At 34.2% G+C, this 19,502-nt stretch carries 18 protein-coding genes; 13 read left to right on the forward strand and 5 right to left on the reverse strand.

Translation table 11 applies throughout. The annotated features are described in order from the left end of the window. Positions 1–350 precede the first annotated feature (350 nt). The 8 genes from BSF42_RS20480 (at position 351) to BSF42_RS20515 (ending at position 8,915) form a co-directional block, all read left to right on the forward strand. Entirely contained in the window at positions 351–2,570 is a 2,220-nt protein-coding gene (locus tag BSF42_RS20480; protein WP_095954961.1) for a bifunctional (p)ppGpp synthetase/guanosine-3',5'-bis(diphosphate) 3'-pyrophosphohydrolase, read from the forward strand. An 88-nt stretch (positions 2,571–2,658) separates the two neighbouring features. After that, positions 2,659–3,117: a Fur family transcriptional regulator gene (locus BSF42_RS20485; RefSeq protein WP_095955035.1), complete on the forward strand. Its 459-nt coding sequence runs from the start codon at positions 2,659–2,661 to the stop codon at positions 3,115–3,117. A gap of 96 nt (positions 3,118–3,213) precedes the next feature. Further along, on the forward strand, positions 3,214–4,485 hold the full coding sequence (locus tag BSF42_RS20490) for an adenylosuccinate synthase (RefSeq protein ID WP_035649096.1): 1,272 nt from the start codon (positions 3,214–3,216) through the stop codon (positions 4,483–4,485). Positions 4,486–4,540: 55 nt separating this feature from the next. Further along, positions 4,541–5,125, forward strand: a complete 585-nt coding sequence (locus tag BSF42_RS20495; protein ID WP_095954962.1) for an NUDIX domain-containing protein — start codon at positions 4,541–4,543, stop codon at positions 5,123–5,125. A gap of 14 nt (positions 5,126–5,139) precedes the next feature. Continuing rightward, a complete protein-coding gene (locus BSF42_RS20500) occupies positions 5,140–5,718 on the forward strand; it encodes a hypothetical protein (RefSeq protein WP_095954963.1) in 579 nt (192 codons plus the stop codon). Between the two features lie 82 nt (positions 5,719–5,800). Next, a complete protein-coding gene (locus tag BSF42_RS20505; RefSeq protein WP_095954964.1) occupies positions 5,801–6,691 on the forward strand; it encodes a L,D-transpeptidase in 891 nt (296 codons plus the stop codon). Between the two features lie 434 nt (positions 6,692–7,125). Continuing rightward, on the forward strand, positions 7,126–7,716 hold the full coding sequence (locus BSF42_RS20510) for a TetR/AcrR family transcriptional regulator (RefSeq protein ID WP_095954965.1): 591 nt from the start codon (positions 7,126–7,128) through the stop codon (positions 7,714–7,716). Positions 7,717–7,775: 59 nt separating this feature from the next. Continuing rightward, positions 7,776–8,915, forward strand: a complete 1,140-nt coding sequence (locus BSF42_RS20515; RefSeq protein WP_095954966.1) for an NAD(P)/FAD-dependent oxidoreductase — start codon at positions 7,776–7,778, stop codon at positions 8,913–8,915. A 186-nt stretch (positions 8,916–9,101) separates the two neighbouring features. Here BSF42_RS20515 and guaB read toward each other — a convergent pair whose 3' ends face one another. The 4 genes from guaB to BSF42_RS20535 all read right to left on the reverse strand — a co-directional run bounded on the left by guaB (position 9,102) and on the right by BSF42_RS20535 (position 13,729). Beyond that, positions 9,102–10,574: an IMP dehydrogenase gene (guaB, locus tag BSF42_RS20520; RefSeq protein WP_095954967.1), complete on the reverse strand. Its 1,473-nt coding sequence runs from the start codon at positions 10,572–10,574 to the stop codon at positions 9,102–9,104. 260 nt (positions 10,575–10,834) lie between these two features. Then, positions 10,835–12,235, reverse strand: a complete 1,401-nt coding sequence (locus BSF42_RS20525) for a DUF5723 family protein (protein ID WP_095954968.1) — start codon at positions 12,233–12,235, stop codon at positions 10,835–10,837. Continuing rightward, positions 12,232–12,783, reverse strand: a complete 552-nt coding sequence (locus BSF42_RS20530) for a hypothetical protein (protein WP_095954969.1) — start codon at positions 12,781–12,783, stop codon at positions 12,232–12,234. The genes BSF42_RS20525 and BSF42_RS20530 overlap by 4 nt, the downstream gene beginning before the upstream one ends. 79 nt (positions 12,784–12,862) lie before the next feature. After that, on the reverse strand, positions 12,863–13,729 hold the full coding sequence (locus tag BSF42_RS20535) for a hydroxymethylglutaryl-CoA lyase (RefSeq protein WP_095954970.1): 867 nt from the start codon (positions 13,727–13,729) through the stop codon (positions 12,863–12,865). Positions 13,730–13,939: 210 nt separating this feature from the next. Here BSF42_RS20535 and BSF42_RS20540 point away from each other — a divergent pair, with 210 nt between their 5' ends. Beyond that, positions 13,940–14,554 carry a hypothetical protein gene (locus tag BSF42_RS20540; protein WP_095954971.1) on the forward strand — a complete coding sequence of 205 codons (615 nt, stop codon included), beginning with the start codon at positions 13,940–13,942 and terminating at the stop codon, positions 14,552–14,554. Then, positions 14,551–15,267: a DUF3307 domain-containing protein gene (locus BSF42_RS20545; RefSeq protein WP_095954972.1), complete on the forward strand. Its 717-nt coding sequence runs from the start codon at positions 14,551–14,553 to the stop codon at positions 15,265–15,267. Before BSF42_RS20540 ends, BSF42_RS20545 begins: the two co-directional genes overlap by 4 nt. Here the strand turns inward: BSF42_RS20545 and BSF42_RS20550 are convergent. After that, complete coding sequence (locus BSF42_RS20550) at positions 15,253–16,287, reverse strand: quinone-dependent dihydroorotate dehydrogenase (RefSeq protein WP_095954973.1); 1,035 nt, start codon at positions 16,285–16,287, stop codon at positions 15,253–15,255. The genes BSF42_RS20545 and BSF42_RS20550 overlap by 15 nt on opposite strands. Positions 16,288–16,557: 270 nt before the next feature. On the opposite strand from BSF42_RS20550, the gene BSF42_RS20555 reads away from it, so the two are divergent. From BSF42_RS20555 to BSF42_RS20565, 3 genes are all read left to right on the forward strand, one after another. Continuing rightward, positions 16,558–17,154: a hypothetical protein gene (locus BSF42_RS20555; protein ID WP_141248490.1), complete on the forward strand. Its 597-nt coding sequence runs from the start codon at positions 16,558–16,560 to the stop codon at positions 17,152–17,154. Between the two features lie 27 nt (positions 17,155–17,181). Further along, positions 17,182–18,399, forward strand: a complete 1,218-nt coding sequence (locus BSF42_RS20560) for an OprO/OprP family phosphate-selective porin (protein ID WP_095954975.1) — start codon at positions 17,182–17,184, stop codon at positions 18,397–18,399. An 86-nt stretch (positions 18,400–18,485) separates the two neighbouring features. Beyond that, a complete protein-coding gene (locus BSF42_RS20565; protein ID WP_095955036.1) occupies positions 18,486–19,448 on the forward strand; it encodes a DUF6515 family protein in 963 nt (320 codons plus the stop codon). The last annotated feature ends 54 nt before the right edge of the window (positions 19,449–19,502 follow it).

A 19,502-nucleotide genomic window follows, 5' to 3' on the forward strand; every position in this document is an offset into this window, starting at 1 on the left:
GAGGTTCTGAGGTTCTGAGGTTCTGAGGTTCTGAGGTTCTGAGGTTCTGAGGTTCTGAGGTTCTGAGGTTCTGAGGTTCTGAGGTTCTGAGGTTCTGAGGTTCTGAGGTTCTGAGGTTCTGAGGTTCTGAGGTTCAAATTAAAAGTCTACGCCTTTTAATTTATAATTTTTAATTTTTAATTCTCTCTACAAAGCAGTTCTTAAAATGTCAGGCTGAGCGAAGTCGAAGCCCATTTCTAAGAGCAAAAAATCTAAAATCAATCCCAAAGATTCGGGACTAAAATCAGTAATCATAAACGCTTGCGTATATACAAACAAATGCTTATTTTTAGTACTTGAACTATGCCGTTATGACAGAAATAGATATTGAAAAAGAAAATAAAGCTATTGCACAGGAATACAAGGAATTACTTCGAATAAGTTACCAAACTTTAAGTCCAACCGATAAAAAATTAATTCGAAAAGCTTTTGATGTTGCTGTTGATGCTCATAAAGAGCAGAGACGTAAGTCGGGAGAAGCGTATATCTTTCATCCTATTGCAGTTGCAAAAATTGTTGCCTCAGAAATTGGTCTGGGAGCGACCTCTATCGCCGCGGCCTTACTACACGATGTTGTAGAAGATACTCCAATTACAGTTGAAGATATTGAGCGATTATTTAATCCGAAAGTAGCGCAGTTGGTAGAAGGTCTTACGAAGATTTCGCTAGTTCAAAAAGACTTAAATGCTTCAATGCAGGCTGAAAATTTCAGAAAAATGATTCTGACATTGAATGATGATGTCCGTGTAATTCTGATCAAACTTGCCGATCGTCTTCATAATATGCAGACAATGGACTCGATGGCGGAATATAAGCAGACTAAAATTGCATCTGAAACTTTATACATTTATGCTCCTTTAGCCCACCGCCTCGGACTTTATAATATTAAAACTAAATTAGAAGATTTAGGATTAAAATATACGGAACCTGCAGTTTACAATGACATTGTAAGCAAAATTCGAGAAACTAAAGAAGAGCAAGACGCTTATATCAAAGATATTTCAGATGTCTTGAAAAAATCTTTAGACAATGAAGGCATTGATTATATCATCAAAGGCAGACCAAAATCTATTTATTCTATCCGCAGAAAAATGCGTGCGCAAAATGTAAGTTTTGACGAAGTGTACGATAAATTTGCGCTAAGAATTGTCTATAAATCTGATGCTCACGATGAAAAATTTGTAGCATGGAAAATATATTCCATCGTAACTGACCACTACAGACCAAGTCCGAGCCGTCTTCGTGATTGGATTTCATCTCCAAAATCAACTGGTTATGAAGCACTTCACATTACAGTAATGGGACCAAAAGGACGGTGGGTTGAAGTTCAGGTGCGAAGTGAACGTATGGACGAAATTGCCGAAAAAGGCTATGCAGCACATTATAAATATAAAAACGGTGCAACCGAAGAAAGCGGTCTGGACACTTGGCTGAATTTACTTCGCGAAGCTTTAGAAAATCAGGAAACCAATGCGGTTGATTTTGTAGAAGATTTTAAAATGAATTTATATTCAAAAGAAATCTTCGTTTTTACACCAAAAGGTGAAATTAAATCGCTTCCAAAAGGTGCTACTTCATTAGATTTTGCTTTTAGTATTCATTCTGAAATCGGAATTAAAACCAGAGGAACTCGTGTAAACGGACGTTTGGTACCGTTAAATCACGAACTTAAAAGTGGTGATCAGGTTGAAATTATTACATCTGCTAACCAAAAACCAACTGTAAACTGGTTAGAATATGTAACGACATCGCGTGCGAAAAATAAAATTAAAAACGTTCTTAACGAGAATACTAAAAAGATTGCAGAAGAAGGAAAAGAATTACTTACGAGAAAATTAAAACACTTAAAAGTAAATATCAACGAACAGGTTATTAATGAATTAGTAAACTTCTTCAAACTAAAAACAAGTTTAGATTTATTTTACAGAGTCGGAATTGGAGCAATTGAAAATCAGCAGTTAAAAGATTATGCTGCGCAGAAAAGCAATTCGTTTATCAATTTCTTTAAAAATAAAATTAAACGAAATAAAGATACCGCTGCAGAGGATATTCATAAACCAGTTATCAGCAGCAATTATGACATGCTGGTTTTTGGAACCGAACATGATAAACTGGATTACAAACTTTCGCAATGCTGCAACCCGATTCCAGGTGATGATGTTTTTGGTTTTGTCACGATTAATGAGGGAATCAAAGTGCATAAAAAAGACTGTCCGAATGCAATTGGAATGCAGTCTAACTATGCATACCGAATCATGAGCGCCAAATGGATCGACTCTTCGCAGGAAGAATTCAAGGCGATTATCAATATTACGGGAATGGATGTTTTAGGACTTACCAACCAATTGACAAGGGTAATTTCGAATAATATGAGTGTGAATATTCAGAGTATTTCGTTAAGCACAGATGCTGGAATTTTTCATGGTCAAATTGCTGTAATTGTAAAAAATAACACCATTTTGAAGAAAATGATTAATGCGATTAAGAAAATTGACGGGGTCGATAAAGTGACGCGAGAATACAGAACCTAACTTTTTAACCTATCTATAAGGGTTTTATAACTAAACTTTAAACCCGAAACTTTTATTGATTAAAAATAAAAAATTATCTTTGCCGGATATGACACTCATTTCAACTGACAACACTAGAAATCAAGAAATTGTAAAAAACGTTTTTACAATGTATCTTGAACAAAAAGGGCATCGCAAAACTCCTGAGCGTTATGCTATACTTCAGGAAATTTACGACAGCGAGGAACATTTTGACATCGAAAATTTGTATATCAAAATGAAAAACAAAAACTATCGCGTGAGTAGGGCTACTTTATACAACACGATCGAGTTATTGTTGGACTGCGCTTTGGTTAGAAAACATCAATTTGGACAAAATCAAGCTTACTACGAAAAATCATACTTTGATAAACAGCACGATCATATTATCATGACTGATTCTGGAGAAGTAATTGAATTTTGTGATCCAAGAATTCAAACCATCAAAAAGACAATCGAAGAAATTTTCGATATTGAAATTACAAATCATTCGCTTTATTTCTACGGAAACAAAAAGCAAAATTCATAGTCTAAAAAAAGGCTTTTCAGAAAAAACAAAAAAAAGAAAATTAACTACATAATCAGTAGGACAACTTAGATTGTCCCAACGCAAATTAAAAACAGAATGACCGTAGATTTATTACTAGGATTACAATGGGGAGATGAAGGTAAAGGAAAAATTGTTGACGTTCTTACCTCAAATTATGATATTATTGCACGTTTTCAAGGAGGACCAAATGCAGGACATACATTAGAATTTGACGGAATCAAACACGTACTTAGAACAATTCCTTCTGGAATTTTTCATAAAAATTCAGTAAATATTATCGGAAATGGTGTTGTAATTGACCCAGTAGTTTTTCAAAAAGAAATTGAAGGTTTAGAGAAATTTAACCTTGATATCAAAAGTAAATTAATCATTTCTAGAAAAGCGCATTTAATTTTACCAACGCACCGTTTGCTTGACGCAGCTTCTGAAGCATCAAAAGGAAAAGCAAAAATTGGTTCTACTCTTAAAGGAATTGGACCAACTTACATGGACAAAACTGGTAGAAATGGTTTACGTGTTGGTGATATCGAATTGGAAGATTTCAAAGAAAGATACAGAGCATTGGCAGACAAGCATGAAGCTATGATTGCTTTTTACGATGTTAATATTCAATATAATTTAGCTGAACTTGAAAAAGAATTTTTCGAAGCTATTGAAGAATTGAAAAAATTAGATTTCATTGACAGTGAAGAATACATGCACCAAGCTCAAAAAGCAGGTAAATCTATTCTTTGTGAAGGTGCGCAAGGATCTTTATTAGATGTTGATTTCGGAACTTATCCTTTCGTAACTTCATCAAATACTACTGCAGCTGGAGCTTGTACAGGTTTAGGAATTGCTCCTAACAAAATCAAAGAGGTTTACGGAATTTTCAAAGCTTACGTTACACGTGTAGGAAGCGGACCTTTCCCAACTGAACTTTTTGACGAAGTTGGCGCAACAATGGCAAGAGTTGGTAACGAATTTGGATCTGTAACAGGAAGACAAAGACGTTGCGGATGGTTAGATTTAGTAGCTTTAAAATATGCTGTGCAGGTAAATGGAGTTACGCAATTAATGATGATGAAAGGTGATGTACTTTCTGGTTTCGAAACTTTAAAAGTTTGTACAGAATACAATTATAAAGGACAAAACATTTCTCACTTCCCTTATAACATTGAACCAGAAAATGTTACTCCGGTTTACAAAGAATTTAAAGGATGGAAACAAGATTTAACTGGATTGACAACTTACGATCAATTACCAATTGAGCTTAAAGAATATATTGAATTTATTGAGAAAGAAATCGAAGTGCCAATCAAAATTGTATCGGTTGGACCAGACAGAAAGCAAACAATAACAAAATAATACATTTAAACGCTCTGATAATCAGAGCGTTTTTTTTTATGAAACTATTTCCAAAATGAGAAAAAATCCAGAAATTGAAATTACAGATACCAAATTGCTATCAGACAATTGGTACGTATTAAACAAAGTTACTTTTAACTATACAAAGGAAAACGAAAAAAAAGAATCGCATATTCGTGAGGTATACGACCGCGGCAACGGCGCAGGAATTTTGTTATACAATACTGCGAAAAAAACGGTTATACTAACCAGACAATTTCGCCTGCCGACTTATCTTAACGGAAATAAAACCGGAATGATGATTGAGGTTTGTGCAGGACTTCTAGATAAAGACAATGCAGAACAGGCTATTATTCGCGAAACAGAAGAAGAAACTGGATACCGCTTAAAAAAGGTTCAGAAAGTAATCGAAACTTACATGTCGCCAGGATCTGTAACTGAAATTTTATATCTCTTTATTGGAGAATATGATGAAAGCATGAAAGTAAGCTCTGGCGGCGGATTGGACGCTGAACAAGAAAATATTGAAGTTTTAGAATATACTTTTGATGAAGCTTACAATATGATTGAATCTGGTGAAATTACAGATGCTAAGACTATTTTATTGCTGCAGCATGCAAAAATAAAAGGTTTGATTTAGTAAGCCTCAAAATCATGTTTCACAACGCTCAAAATAAAACATCTATTTGGAAGCAATTCGCAGAAGATACTAACGGTACTTTCATAAAAGGATATTCTTCGTATTCAGATTCTGTAAAGATTGGACACAAAAACTGGAATCTAGTCTTTGATAACTTCACACTTTGGTCTGGAAAATATAGCACAGAAATGACCAGAATTATTGTTCCAATTACTTTAAAAGATAATTTTAAGTTTGAAATATATTCAGAAGGATTCATTCGTAAAGTAGGAAAAATATTTGGAGCTCAAGATATTGAAATTGGTATAGCAAAATTCGACAAATCATTTACTATTAAAAGTAATAATGAATTCAAAATAAAATCATTACTACGAAATAGCACAATTCGTAATTTGCTTTTAAAACAAAAAGACGTTAATATTCAAATATCAGATCAAAAAGGAATTTGGGAACAAAAAATGCCTGAAGACGAATTTGAATTATCTTACTATGCAAATGAAAAAATTAATGATTTACAAATACTAAAGCAACTACTTGAACTTTTTCAATTATTTTTAGACGAGTTAGTTCAAATAAATACAATTTATAAATGAAAATCAGACAAACTATTCAAAAAATTATGTAACCCTTTTTAGCTATCACATTTATAACTTTACTATCATAAAAATACGACCTATGAGAAAGTTATATTACACAGCAAACGCCTTACTTATATTGATGCTAACTTTAGCAGTTTCTTGCAAAAAAAGCGATACAATCAATCTAACTGAAAATAAAACTACCAAAAAAGCAATTGAATATAAGAAACCAGAATCTGCTGTTTCTTATCAAATTCAAAAAACGAAAGAATGGCTGAAAACAAATGAAGCCGACAGCAGCAAAAGCAAAATGGATATTATTTATGCCTTAAACAGAACTGATAAAGCAAATTTCAAAAAACTTGATTCTGTTGTTATTCCAGCAGATTTTACTGGTGATTTGGTTTATTATCTTCCGTTTCCATTGCATGTTGCAGCTTTGCAGGAAGTTTCAAAAATTATCATTTTTTCCTATCCAACACAAACTTTTGCGGCTTACGAAAATGGCGAATTAGTTTATACAGGACCAACAAACATGGGTAGAAAAAAAGATCCTACTCCAACTGGATTATTTTTTACCAATTGGAAAGCAGAACAAACAACCAGCACGTTTAATGACGAGTGGGATTTAAAATGGAATTTTAATATCGAAAATAAACTTGGTGTTGGTTTCCATCAATATGAATTACCAGGATATCCTGCGTCTCATTCTTGTTTAAGATTATTAGAAAAAGATGCTAAATATTTGTACAAGTTTGCAGATGAATGGATTTTAAAAGACAAAGAAAATGTGAAAGTAAAAGGAACTCCGGTAGTTGTGTTTGGAAGTTACGATTTTGACGGTCCAAAGCCTTGGTTGAAATTAGCATCAGATCCTGAAGCCTTAAATATATCGGAGTCTGAAATTGAAACACAGACAAAACCATATCTAAAAGAGATTTTAGAAAATCAAAATCTTAGAGAAGCCGAGCCAACAAAGACTTTGTAAAATATACTATAAGTACAAAATCAGCTGAAACGATTTAATATTGTTTCAGCTTTTTTTGTGCTATAAAATAGAGATATGCATAAAGATTTGGCTGAAGCCTTTTCCTCTTCTTTTCCATAACCTCCAGCTATAGCTGGAGGCAATTCAAATACATAAATTTGAAATTGCAGATAGTAAAAGTACAATCACCAACAAGTAAAAAACACCAACCACCAACCACAAACCATCAGCCAACAACCAAAAACCACAAACCAAAAACCATAAACCATCAACCATAAACCATCAACCATAAACCATCAACCATAAACCATTAACCATTAACCATTAAATCTTAGCATCTTAGTACCTCAGAATCTTAGAACCTCAAAAAAACATAACTAAGCGATCGTTCATTTATTATTTATTTATATCTTTGTAACATAATTAACGAAATTATGAGAACAAGAGATACTAATAAAGAAGAAATTGTAAAGCAAAAAGCAATCGAAATGATTGTTTCACAAGGCGTCGAAGGCTTTGGAATGAATCGGCTGGCAAAAGAATGCGGTGTATCTGTAGCAACACTTTACATTTACTATTCAGACAAAGAAGATCTAATTCGTAAGATTGGAATTGAAATAGGCCGTAACTTTTTTGATAAAATGCTTGACGGATTCTCTTCTGAAATGTCTTTTAAAGACGGATTACGAAATCAATGGGAAAATCGTATTTATTTCATGCTCCATTTTACCTTGGAAGCTACTTGTTTTGAGCTCTTGAAACATTCTAGTTATGGTGATGCAATTGTAGAGGAAATTACAGGCGATTTTAAACAAACGATGTCACAGTTTATGCTTTCGTCAATTGAGAAAAAAGAACTGATTCCAGTCACTTTTGAAGTATTTTGGAGTATTGCTTATGGCTCGCTTTATTCTCTTTTAGAACTTCACAGAGAAGGAAAATCCATGTCAGGAAAACCTTTTAAGTTTAATGATGATCTTAAAAATGAAGCTTTTAATTTGGTTTTAAAGGCGCTTACTCCTTAAGACAATGGTAATGGCAAAATTCAATATCAATATCAATTTTAAATTTTAATTTTAGTAAAATGAAAAATTCAATTATAGAAAATAAAAAAATAGTGATAATCGGCGGTGGTCCCGTGGGACTTACAACGGCTCGAATTTTACAAATAAATGGTGTGGATGTAACGGTTTACGAAAGAGAGATAAATGCTCAAGCTCGAACTTCGGGAGGAACTCTTGACATTCACTCAGATTCTGGTCAATATGCGATTCAAAAAGCGGGTTTGATGGAGGAGTTTCGCAAATACGCACGACCAACCGGCGAAAAAATGGCAGATATTGACGGAAATATTACTTCTGATGAAATGCCAGATGAAAGCAATGCTTTTTCCCGCCCAGAAATTGACCGCAATGATTTAAGAAAAATCATGCTGGATAATCTGGAGGAAAATACAGTTGTTTGGGACAGTCAGTTAATTAATAATGAGAAAACTGAAGACCAATACTTTTTGGAATTCAAAAACGGCAAAACCACAGCTGCCGATTTTGTGATTGTAGCAAATGGCGGTAGATCTAATGCAAGAAAATTTGTAAGCGATCAAGAACCAAAACTTTCTGGAACTTATATCATTCAAGGAGAAATTAAGAATCCAGATCTAGATTATCCTGAATTCAAGCCCAAATACGGAAATGGAAATGTTATGGCAATGGGTGAACAAAAAATGTTTTACACGCATACTATGCGCGATGGTTCTGTTCATTTTGGAGTTTCTTTTAAAGCTGATGAAAACTGGATTTTAAATAACGAAATTGACTTTGAAAATGATCAGTCCGTAATTTCATTTTTAAACGAAACTTTTAAAAACTGGGGAGACGACTATCAAAAATTCTTTAAAGCCTCAACTGAATTCTCAGGTTTACCGTTAAGATTGTTTTCGCTAGAAGAATCTTGGAAAGAACATTCCAATATTACTCTTGTTGGTGATGCAGCACATTTAATGCCCCCTTTTGCAGGTGAAGGCGTAAACATGGGACTTTTCGACGCTTATCATTTAACCAAAAACCTAACCGACGGAAAATTTGAAACAATAGATGAAGCAATTGCTGATTATGAAAAAAAGATGTTTGGTTACGCATTAGAAGCACAGCGCATGACAAAAAAAATGGAAGATTTACTCCATTCTGATGTTGTTACTGAAGACATTTTAAACAGCCGATTTTAGTTAGAAATTAGATAAAACCCCAGCGGGGTAAAATATTTATAGAATTTCATTAAACAATTGAAAAAGCTCCAGCGGAGCGACATATATTAGATTAAAAATGTCGCTCCGCTGGAGCTCTGTATTATAAACGTATAATTTTATCTATAAATATTTTGCTTCTCCGAAGCTTACAAAGAAAATTAAAAATTATCTAGAATAATTTGGAGCTTCTTTAGTAATAGTTACATTATGAGGGTGACTTTCAGTGATTCCGCTTGACGTGATTCTAACAAAACGTCCAGATTCTTGTAAAGTAGGAATATCTTTTGAACCACAATATCCCATTCCTGCACGAAGTCCACCAATAAATTGAAGCATACTTTCGTTTAATTCTCCTTTGTAAGGAACACGACCAACAATTCCTTCTGGAACTAATTTTTTTACATCATCTTCAACATCTTGGAAATAACGATCTTTTGAACCAGTCTGCATTGCTTCAACAGACCCCATTCCGCGGTACGATTTGAATTTTCTTCCTTCAAAAATAATAGTTTCTCCTGGAGATTCTTTTGTTCCTGCTAGTAATGAACCTAACATTACACAGTCAGCACCTGCAGCGATTGCTTTAGGAATATCCCCTGTATAACGAATTCCACCATCAGCAATTACAGGAACACCAGTTCCTTTAATAGCAGCAGCAACTTCTAAAACTGCTGAAAATTGAGGAAAACCAACACCTGCAACAATACGTGTAGTACAAATAGAACCAGGTCCGATTCCAACTTTTACACCATCAGCACCATTTTCTACCAAATATTTAGCAGCTTCCGGCGTTGCAATGTTTCCAACAATTACATCAATTTGAGGGAATTTTGATTTTACTTCTTTTAATGTATTAACCACACCTTCTGTATGTCCGTGTGCTGTATCGATAATAATTGCGTCTACTCCGGCAGCAACTAAAGCTTCAGCTCTTTGAACTGCGTCTCCAGTAACTCCAATTGCAGCAGCAACTCTTAAACGTCCAAAAGAATCTTTATTTGCGATTGGTTTTTGAGTTAATTTTGTAATATCTCTAAACGTAATTAAACCAACTAATTCGTTTTTATCGTTTACAACTGGTAATTTTTCGATTTTATGACCTTGCAAAACAACTTCAGCCTGTTCTAAAGAAGTTCCTTCAGCAACAGTTACTAAGTCTTTACTCGTCATAACCTCAATGATTGGTCTTGCACCATTTTTCTCGAAACGTAAGTCACGATTGGTAACAATTCCTTTTAAGATTTTGTTTTCGTCAACGATTGGAATACCGCCAATTCCGAATTCTTTCATGGCGTTTTTAGCGTCTGCAATAGTAGAATTAAGTGGTAAAGTAACAGGATCGATAATCATTCCTGCTTCAGCACGCTTAACTTTTCGAACTTTTCCTGCTTGTTGTTCGATAGTCATATTTTTATGTAAAACACCTATTCCGCCCTCTTGCGCCATAGCGATTGCCATTGCACTTTCGGTAACAGTATCCATAGCAGCAGATACGATTGGAACGTTTAGTGTGATGTTTCTTGAGAATTTTGATTTGATACTCACTTCGCGGGGAAGCACATTCGAGTAGTTAGGTACTAATAATACATCGTCGTAAGTTAAACCTTCGCCGATAATCTTGGAGTTGTGTGCTATCATGTTGCAATTTCTAGTTGAATTGCGTGCAAATATAGTGAATAAATTGGAAACTTGAATACTAACTTATTCATAAATTTGACTTTACAAGAAAAAACTTACTTTCAAAATTCCAAATTTTAAATTCCAAACTTTAAGAAAATTCCAAATTTTTTAAATCCCAAATTCCAACTAATCTTAATCTTACTCTTTTAAAATTTCAAATTCCAATACAGTACCTGTATTTTATTGGAATTCGGAATTTAAAAAATTGAAGTTTTTACCTAATCTTCTTTACCCTCAAAAACAAAATTTATACCTATCTGAAATGCTGCACTGCTGGCTTTTGACAAATCTTTGTATTCAAGAATATTGTTTACTAAAGCATAAATATTGACCGGCCCAATCGTTCCTGCGAGTCCGAGTCCTATATTTTTGTTTGAAAATTTATCAAAAGTATAGGTAGCTTTTACATCTAATTTTCTAAAAATATTTCTTCGATAAAAAGCGGTCAAAGCAACCAAAGGATCTCTTGGCGTAGTCATCGCGAATACCTGTGCTCCTGCTGCGTTTTTATAGTATTTTTCGACCTTACCTCTGCAATTGCATTCGTCATCAGGACGTGCTTCTCCAAAGGAGTATTGAATGGAGGAATAAAATTTAGTGGGACGCCAAGTAGTATATTTATTGTAAAGTGTATTTCTTGCAATTGCTTTTTCAAATTCATCAAAAACATCTTCTGGATCATCATTACCCATAAAGTCAGGATTTACGCCATTGTATTGATATGTTCCTTTGTAGGTAATTGTCTCAATGTCTTTGGACTGTCTTATAAAACCCAAATCGACTATACTCGCTGTAAGCTGTAAATTATCTTTTATATAATAAGTTATTCCTGCATCGATTCCCAGTCCTAAACTTCCGTTGAAGAAAGTATTATTGGCAATATCACGAGCAATATTTCCTTCGTATTCGTCTTTTGTAAAAGTGGCAATTCCAGAAGTTTTTAATTCTAAATTTGACGAAATAATTTGATTATACAGATTTGGTGTTCCTGCACTTTCGCCTGTGTAAATATATCCCGAATTCTTGGTTGAAGTTGCGTTTGCACCACTGGAATAAATCTTTGCGCGTCCTCCAAAAACAAATTTATCATTTACTTTTTTATGAAAACCAACATGAAGCACCGAAAGTACCTCAGCTTTAGCGCTTAAATCTCCAAGATTAAATGATTTACCGATGTAATCTCTATTTCCATTCAATGCCAGTAAAGCCGGATCTTCTGGAACGTACATAAAAAAATCAAATTCCTGATACAATCCGAAGGAAACATAAGAGCGGCTTTCTCGGCCTCCAACTCTGAATCCGCCAGAGAATATTTCTAGCTGCTGATTGGTTACTACTTTATCATTGCCAGACGATTTATTAATAACATCTCGCACTTTTTGATTAAAATCTACTCCGTTATCTGCAAATAAATCATAGGCAGAAAAACTGCTCGAACCCAAATTGGCAGAAACTCCAGACAAAACTGGAAATCCAAAATAATATTTGTAAGAAACGTCAGCCCCAGGGTTTACAAGGGAAGACTGCGGAATCGAAGTGAAATTATACAGCAGTTCTTTATTTTGAGAGAAACAAGAAAGCTGAAAAACGATACAGAAAATCAGATATATTTTTCTCATTCAATCACTAAATAAGCTGTTGCACTTGATCTTAATTTTAAATTTCCTAAACTTTCATCGTTTAATGGCGGCCCAGCAGCAATTAAAACAACAAAACCGATTTTTGTAGTCTGTTTTAAAAGAGCTAATCGCTCATTTTCAAAAACTTCTGTTGGGTATTTTATAATAGTAGTAGTTCCATTATAGGAAGGAACGGTATAAGATATTGTTTCCAGTATTTCACTTTCATCGTTCATCAGCAGCATATTTAGAACAAAAGTTCGATCGATAATGTTTTCAATCTCAAAATTAAATTCTGCTTTGTTTAACCGATTAGTGAAAAAGCTCTCTTTAAAAACATCAAAATTTCTTATATCATAAGCAATATTGGTACCGCCATCATCTATAAGCTGATTTGCGGGAATATCGAAGTAAGCAAGATTTGCTACAACCACTGGTTCGAGTTTTAAATCTTTGACCTGATCGAAATCTAATTCACTCGAACAGGAAAAAAATAAAAAAGCCACTAAAAATATACCTGAAATTTTACCTAGAAAATTTGATTTCATATCAAACAATTATATTGATAATAAATGTAACGCTGAATGTTTACAATCATTATGTAAGGTAAGAAAATATAACCATTTTTTAATGAAACTTTCCAAACAGTTTTGAAGCTTCATTATAAGCGCTTTCAAAACTTAGTGAGTTTAAACCCGTTATTTTTTTATTAGCAGTAAAATAAGAAATCAGTTTTTCGGTCGGCATGTTACCCGTCAATTTATCGGTTGCCATAGGACAGCCTCCAAAACCTTGTATTGCACCATCAAATCTTGTACAACCTGCTTTTGTTGCTGCATCGATTTTTTCGAACCAGCTGTCTGGAGTAGTATGCAAGTGTGCTCCGAATTCTATCTGCGGGTATTTCGGAATTAAATTCGAAAACAAATGCGTAATAACTTCTGGTGTAGATGTTCCTACTGTATCTGAAAGTGACAGGATTTTTACGCCCATTCCTGCAAGTTTTTCTGTCCATTCTGCTACAATTTCAACATTCCACGGGTCTCCATAAGGATTTCCGAAACCCATTGAAAGATAGGTTACCACTTCTTTATTCTTTTTAGCAGCAACTGCTAGAATTTCTTCTAGTGTGACCAAAGATTCTGTAATCGTTTTATGCGTATTACGCATCTGGAAATTCTCTGAAATAGAAAATGGAAACCCTAAATATTGAATTTGCTCATAGCCTGCAGCCGTAACTGCTCCTTGTGTATTAGCAATAATAGAAAGCAGTTTACTCGAAGTTTGAGATAAATCCAGCTGTTCTAAAACCGCTGCAGTATCCTGCATCTGCGGAATAGCTTTGGGAGAAACAAAACTTCCAAAATCAATCGTATCAAAGCCTACTCTAAGCAATGCCTGTATATAGGAAACTTTATTTTTTGTTGGAATAAAATCCTTTATGCCTTGCATGGCATCTCTAGGACATTCAATAATTTTGATTTCTTTATTCAAAGCTTATTCATTTGTAATGGCTAAGTTAGTTTCTTTTTTAAATAAATAAAATATAATTTTATTGGAATCGAAATTATTACAAAATACCGTAATAGGGTTAATTATTACACAAAAACGTAATAATTTAAAATATTACCAAAAAACGTAATAATTAAATTTATTACTTATATTTGTAATAGAAAGTTTATTATTTTTTAATTATATTTGGTTATGACTAGTGTTATTACAGGCGACATAATAGGTTCAAGACAGCAAAAATCAGATCATTGGGTTGAGGATTTAAAAAAAATCTTAGCTCCATTTGGTAAGATGCCAAGTCAATGGGAAGTTTACCGTGGTGACGAATTTCAAATTGAAGTTCCGAACCCTGAAGATACACTACTGACTGCAATTTTGGTAAAAGCACATTTACGAGCCCTAAAATCTGATGCCAGAATGAGTATTGGTTTTGGAGATAAAACACATAACGCCGAAAGAATTTCAGAAAGTAATGGCTCTGCTTTCATCCATTCTGGAGAACTTTTTGAAACATTGAAAAAGCAGAAAGTCACTTTAGCGCTGCGAACAGGCGATATTAATTTTGACGAAAAGATAAATTTAATGGTTCAGCTCGCCTTGACATTTATGGACAGCTGGCTGGTACAGTCGGCGGAGTTTGTAGCCGCTGCAATAGAAAATCCGAGTTTATCTCAAGAAGAATTAGGACAAAAACTAGGCATTAACCAAGCTGCCGTAAGCCGAAGACAAAAACGCGCTCAATTTGATTTGGTTATGAATTTAGATCGATATTTTAGAAAACAAATAAAACAACTTACAGCCTCATGATTTTATTTATAAAACTGCTTCTAGCTCATTTATTGGGTGATTTTATCTGGCAGCCAAATTCTTGGGTTACCGATAAAGAGCATAAAAAACATAAAAGTATTTACTTATATATTCATGTCTTACTTCATGGAGTTCTAGCAGCTGTTTTAGTCGGGCAAATCAGTTTTATTCCGTATGCAGTTTTAATTGCTGTTACGCACGGTGTTATTGATTTAATCAAATTGAATTTTCAAAAGCCAAAAAACAAACGTACTTGGTTTGTAGTCGATCAAATTGCGCATCTTTTGATTTTATTTGGAGTTACGTTTCTTTACCAAAATAATGGCATTATCGATTTTTGGGTTATGAATGAATTCTGGATTCTAATCACTGGAATTTTATTGGTAACCAAACCTTCTTCCATTTTTATTAAAACCATAATTTCAATTTGGAGTCCAGAAAGTCAAAATAGCCACCAGGACAATTCTCTTGCCAATGCAGGAAATTACATTGGCATATTAGAACGTTTATTTGTAGTTTGTTTTATTTTGACTGGACATTTTGAAGCAATAGGCTTTTTATTGGCTGCAAAATCTATTTTTAGATTTGGAGATTTAAAAGAAGCCAAAGACCGAAAACTAACCGAATATGTAATGATTGGAACTTTAATCAGTTTTGGAATTGCAATAGTAGTCGGACTCGTTATTCAGGCACTTCTTTTACAACTGCCCTAAAACTTTTTTGTTAATAGCTTTGATCAGCGCTGGACCTTCGTAAATAAAACCAGTATACAATTGCACCAAACTTGCACCTGCATTTAGTTTTTCAATAGCATCATCTGTAGAATGAATTCCTCCTACTCCGATAATTGGGAATGCTTTATTGCTTTTTTCCGAAAGAAAACGAATAACTTCTGTAGAACGTTTTGTTAACGGTTTTCCAGACAATCCACCCATTTCAGATTGGTTTGAAGATTGTAAACCATCTCTTGAAATTGTGGTATTGGTCGCAATTACGCCAGCAATCTGTGTTGTTTTTACAATATCAATAATATCTAACAACTGCTCATCTGTAAGGTCTGGAGCAATTTTTAAAAGAATTGGTTTTACTCGCTGCGTGCTTGTTTTTTGCTTTTCAATATTTCTGTCTTGCAAAGTCTGCAATAAAGCCGTTAAAGGTTCCTTGTCCTGCAACGCTCTTAAATTTGGTGTATTTGGCGAACTCACATTTACCACAAAATAATCAACGTGGTCAAACAAAGCATCAAAACAAATAATATAATCGTCTACAGCATTTTCATTTGGCGTTACTTTATTTTTTCCAATATTTCCTCCAATCAAAACGCCAGAGTTTTTCTTTAAACGCTCTACAGCTTCTAAAACTCCTCCGTTATTAAAACCCATTCGGTTAATAATAGCCTTATCTTCTTTTAAACGAAATAAACGTTTTTTAGGATTCCCTTCCTGACCAACCGGCGTTACAGTTCCAATTTCGATAAAACCAAAACCAAAATCAGAAAGCTCTTTATACAACTTGGCATCCTTGTCAAATCCTGCAGCAAGTCCTACTGGATTTTTAAATTTAATTCCGAACACTTCTCTTTCCAATCGAGAATCTTTTACCTCATAAATTGATCTTATAATTGAAGAAACTCCTGGAATTTTTGAAATGAATTTAACGAATGAAAAAGTAAAGTAATGCACTTCTTCAGGATCAAACCAGAAAAGTATCGGACGAATTATCAATTTATACATAAGTGTGTTGTTGTTTATTTTGGGTGCAAATTTAAATATTATAGTTTAAAAAGGTGCTTTTTTACCAAAACAAATAATTTCTATTTTGTTCAATTCTTCAAAACCTATTTATAAAGATATAAGTCAAAAATTTAAATTTTAAGGTTGCAAGTTATAAAATGAAACAACTTCAAGGATTTGAACAACCTACTCTGGATTATTTATTATTTAATTTTGAGCTATTTAAGAAAAAAAAATCTGCAATCCTCTTCATCAAATAAAATAGAAGTTATGCAAAATGAAACGACATCAGGAATCAATAACCTATTTGGAATAAGAACTCTTCTGATAATCCTTTTTTGTTTTTCAGGGTATCCAAAAATTACAGCTCAGGAAAAGGAAGAGAAATCATTTAGTCCGCATCATCAAATAGGAATATCTATTAATCATATTCACGTTTTTGAAGGTCGTGACGACGAAGGAAATCGCGAAGTTCTAAGTCTGCCTGCATGGGGAATTGATTATACCTTTCAGTTTCATGAAAAATGGGCAATAGGTCTCCATACCGATTTTATAATTGAAAAATTTAAAGTCGAAAAAAACCTTGCAAGCGAAGATGATAAGGAAACTATTGAAAGAAGTTATCCTATTGCTCCTGCCGTTATGGGAATTTACAAACCAAATGAACATTGGAGTTTTCTTTTAGGTTTCGGTGGTGAATTTGCTAAAGAAGAAGATTTCTTCCTGACTCGGGCTGGAGCAGAATATGGATACGAACTTCCAAAAGGGTGGGAAGTTTTTGGCACCATCAGCTATGATTTTAAATGGAATGCGTATGACAGCTGGGGAATTGGATTAGGAATTGCAAAAAACTTTGGAGGAAAATAATTGGATTAATACAAACCAATCGAGCTTATGTATATCGCAAACAAAACAAATCGTAATTCTAACCTTCTTTTAGTTTTTCTATTGCTAGCTGGTTTTAAAGGCTTTTCGCAGCAAGGGAAAGATACCACTAAACTTATGAATGTTCGGTATGGAAATAAAGGAATTGAACTACAGACGAAAGACAATAAGTTTTTATTTCAATTACAAAGCAGATTACAATTTCGTTTTTCTACTCCTTATGATACAGATCCTCTAACTTATGACGATTACAGCCAAGATGCCAAAACAACTTTTAAAATAAACCGAGCCAGATTAAAAATTGGCGGTCATGCTTTTGAACCTTGGTTAAAATATTATTGGGAATACGAATTGAGTCAGTCAAATTTACTTGACTTTAGAATTATGATCGAAAAGTGGGATTGGCTGAGCTTTAAAGTCGGGCAATGGAAAACAGAATTTACCCGCGAACGTTTCATTAGCAGCGGTGAACAGCAGATGGTTGAAAGATCCTTAATTAATAGGCCTTTTACAGTGGACAGACAATTAGGAGCCGAAGTTTATGGCCATTTAAAAGGAAGCGGCATAGCCGATTTTAATTACTGGTTTGCTGCTTTAACAGGAACAGGAAGAGGGAGCACTTCAAACGACGATAATCATTTAATGTATTTTGGACGCGCACAATGGAATTTTTTAGGAAGATTTCTTGATTTTGAAGGCTGTGATTTAGAATTTCATGAAAAACCGACTCCGATCGTTGCTTTTTCAGCCATAACAAACCGAAGCCCTTATACGCGTTTTTCGCAGGCAGGCGGCGGCTCATTAGATGGTTATGAAGATGGTCTGCCTGGTCAATACAGAGTAAACCAATGGAATCTGGAAACTGCGTTTATGTACCGTGGCTTTTCGTGGCAGAGCGAATGGCATACCAAGGAAATTATTGATCGATTGAATAATAACGATACCACCACATTAAAAGGATATTATGTTCAGGCTGGGTATTTTTTTCATAATATTTTCCAATGGTGGCCCAAACACTTAGAAATGGCAGGAAGACATGCGGCATATAGACCCGATAATTCCATTAGACAAAATAGACAAGACGAATCTACATTGGCTTTTAACTGGTTTTTTAAAGGACATAAAAATAAACTCACTTCTGAGGTAAGTTATTTTAGTTTTCAAGACAAAACACTTCCTTTAGAGCAAGGCTGGCGCTTTAGAATACAATGGGATATTTCGCTGTAATTCAAATAAGTACTTTTAAAAATTTGAGAAATTTCTCAAAATCGAACATTTTTTTTCATAACTTTAATTCATCTAAACAACTGAAAATGAAAAACATATCCAAATCAGTAAAAAGATCAGCAATAGCGTGTCTGATCGGAACATTTTTCCTTATTTCAATAGATAGTTTTGCACAGCGTCATGGCGGAGGCGGTGCTGCCCACAGAGCCGGCGGAGCAACGCACACAAGACCAGCTGTACAGTCTAGACCTGGTTCTAATGGAGGCGGTATAAAACGTCCTGCTAATTCTTCTACAAATAGAGTAACCAGACCAGCAGCATCAAATAATAATAAAATTACTAGACCTTCAAGCTCTAATAATAAAGTTACGAGACCAGCAACTTCTACAAATAGAAATAACAACAACATTAATGGAAATAGAACTGGAAACAGAAATACAAACATAAGCGGTAATACCAGAAATGTTGACAGAAGTCGAGATATTACCATCAACAATAATCGAAATACAGTTGTTAGACGAAACACCGTCGTGTATGCCCGCCCTCCTTATGTATACGGCGGTTATAGATATCATGCTTACAATCCGTATTATTTTCATCCGTACAGACCGTTTTATTATGGACCTGTTTGGCATCCTTGGGGATTTTTTGTTGCCACTTTAGCCGTTACAGCAATAGTAGTGAGTGTCGAAAGTACGCAATATCATTACGATCAGGGAGTTTGGTATGCACCATCTAATGGAGGCTATACAGCTGTTCCAGCACCAGTCGGCGGAACTGTAAATAATATCCCAAGCGGCGCACAGACTGTCAATACGGGAACAGTAAATAATTATTATTACGGAGGAACCTATTATGAAAAAGATGGCAGTTCTTATAAAGTAGTACCTCCAACGGCGGGAACTATTGTCGACAATTTGCCAGAAGGCGGAGAAGAAGTTACAATTGGAGATGTAAAGTATGTAAAGTTTGGCGAAACCTACTACCAGCCAGTTAAGGTTGATGGTAAAGACAAATATGAAGTAGTTTTAGTTGAAGAAGATAAATAATATTTATTAATCCTATATAATTACTATACTATAATGAATTTATTTTATAATTTT

Origin of the sequence: Flavobacterium sp. ACN6, assembly GCF_002304005.1 — a bacterium.
Classification (GTDB): Bacteria; Bacteroidota; Bacteroidia; order Flavobacteriales; family Flavobacteriaceae; genus Flavobacterium.